We start from the raw sequence: 1861 nt of genomic DNA, 5'->3' as shown, positions 1-1861 counted from the left end.
CCGTCACTGTTTCGAGCTCGGATTACTTGTTCGTGACGTTCGTAACGGTGTCAGAGTTCTGCGAGCGACCGCTCGAGGCCTTCTTGTCGGCCTTCGCGACGCGCTTCTCTTTCAGCGACTTCGCGGCAGCGGTCTTCGGGGTGTTCTTGCGGGCAGACTTTTCGCCCATGGGGCTCTCCTTTAGTTGGGGAGCCTCCGAGGGCCCTCAGGTTGAGGGTACGCCCTGGGCTCGGCTAGACGCCGAGGCAGTGAACCCTGAGCTCGGCTAGACGCCGAGCTTCTCGCGTACGGCTGCGTCACTCGGCTCGACGAGGTGCGAGCCGTCGGGAAACACGACGACGGGAATGTTCGTGCGGCCACTGATCGCCTGGGCCTGAGCCGCGGCGTCGGCGGAGGCCTCGACGTCAACCTTGGTCCACTCCACCCCCAAGTCGTTGAGCAGCGACTCGGTGCGGCGGCAATCGCGGCACCAGTCGGCTCCGTACATGGTGATGGTGTTGGCTGCGGGGGCGAGAGAGTCGGTCATAGAGAAACCCAACCACATGAGGGCTGAAAGTGTTCCCGGCGCGTGACCACTGTCGAGCATCCGTCGCCGTCTCTAGACTGACCGCATGAGCGCTGCCCCGCCTGCCTCCCCCGCCCCCCGCACCCTGCTCGATGTCGAGAGCGAGGCGTTTGCCGTCGCGACCGCCGTCGCTGCCGTGACGCTTGTCGTTGGCGGCTTTCTCTTCGCCGGCACCAACCCGCCCATTTGGGGCGGCATCTCGCTGGGCGTCGCAAGCGCCGCCTCGATTCTGATCGCGGGCGTCATCGTCGCCTACGTGGGCTATTGGCGCAGTCGCAGCGTGCTCGGCCAGCAGTGGCGCCTCGAACTCAAGCCCTGGAAGTTCATTGTCGACGCCACCTCGGTCGCGCTCGTGCACTCGGTGCTGGCGGTGCTCGCGGCCATCGCGACGTTCTTGTTGCTGCAGCGCAGCTTTCAGGGCGTGGTGCTGGATGCCCCCTTCACGACAATCGCGATGGCCACCGTCACGGCCCTCGCCGGCTACTGGATCTACATCTCGGTCTCGTCGATCACGACTCCGAAGCTCTCGAGTCTGCTGGTGCTCTTCATGACGTTCGGAACGATTACGGCCATGGCGACCGCGAGTGATCCGGCCTGGTGGGAGTACCACTTCAGCCAACTCGGCACCTTTGGCGACCGTTCGAGCAGCCTCTTCAACCTGACGCTCATCATCGCCGGCTTCTTGGTCACGACCTTCGCGCTCTACCTGCAGCGCGACCTGCAGGTGCTCGTTGACCGCGGTGTGCTCACGAAGGCCCACGCGCCGCGCACCGTCTCGATCGTGTTCGTCGTCATGGGCGTCATGCTCTCGTGCGTCGGCATCTTCCCTTTGTCGTTCAGCATCCTGCTGCATAACACGTCGGCCATCGGCATGGCCGTGGCGTTTCTCGTGCTGCTGTTTGCCTCGCCGTGGTGGCTCACCGGTTTGCCGGGCCGCTTCTTCGTGGTGAGCTTCGCGTTTGCCGCCGCGCTCATCGTGGGGGCCCTGCTGTTCTACCCCGTGCAGTACTTCAACCTCACGGCCTATGAGCTCGTGGCCTTCGCGATCATCTTCGCCTGGATCGCCATCTTCATCCGCTACATCAACGCGCTCACCGAAGAAGCGGCCCCCGCGTCGACCGAGGCGGTGGCCGCATGAGCAGCGCACTCGGGCCCTTCGCCGACTCGCCGACCACGGCCGCGCACTACGCCGCCAAGCTCGCGGTCGAAACCGACGCCTCTGACGTGTGGGCGGCACGGCAGGCAGGTGAGGTGTTTCACCTCGTCGACGTGCGCGGGCAAGCCGCGTGGGATCAA

At 65.1% G+C, this 1861-nt stretch carries 3 protein-coding genes; 2 read left to right on the top strand and 1 reads right to left on the bottom strand.

Annotated features, from left to right (window positions below; translation table 11 throughout):
- A partial coding sequence (locus SFU54_RS05200; protein WP_319015235.1) for a hypothetical protein occupies positions 1 to 269 on the top strand: 269 nt, incomplete at its 5' end.
- Here SFU54_RS05200 and SFU54_RS05195 read toward each other — a convergent pair.
- Entirely contained in the window at positions 266 to 526 is a 261-nt protein-coding gene (locus SFU54_RS05195; protein WP_319015234.1) for a glutaredoxin family protein, read from the bottom strand. The two genes, SFU54_RS05200 and SFU54_RS05195, sit on opposite strands and share 4 nt — an antisense overlap.
- Before the next feature lie 85 nt (positions 527 to 611).
- On the opposite strand from SFU54_RS05195, the gene SFU54_RS05190 reads away from it, so the two are divergent.
- Positions 612 to 1703 carry a DUF998 domain-containing protein gene (locus tag SFU54_RS05190; protein ID WP_319015233.1) on the top strand — a complete coding sequence of 364 codons (1092 nt, stop codon included), beginning with the start codon at positions 612 to 614 and terminating at the stop codon, positions 1701 to 1703.
- The last annotated feature ends 158 nt before the right edge of the window (positions 1704 to 1861 follow it).

This window comes from Microcella sp. (genome assembly GCF_033763155.1).
In the GTDB taxonomy this organism is placed as follows: domain Bacteria; phylum Actinomycetota; class Actinomycetes; order Actinomycetales; family Microbacteriaceae; genus Microcella.
This window is presented reverse-complemented; position numbering and strand designations above follow the sequence as displayed.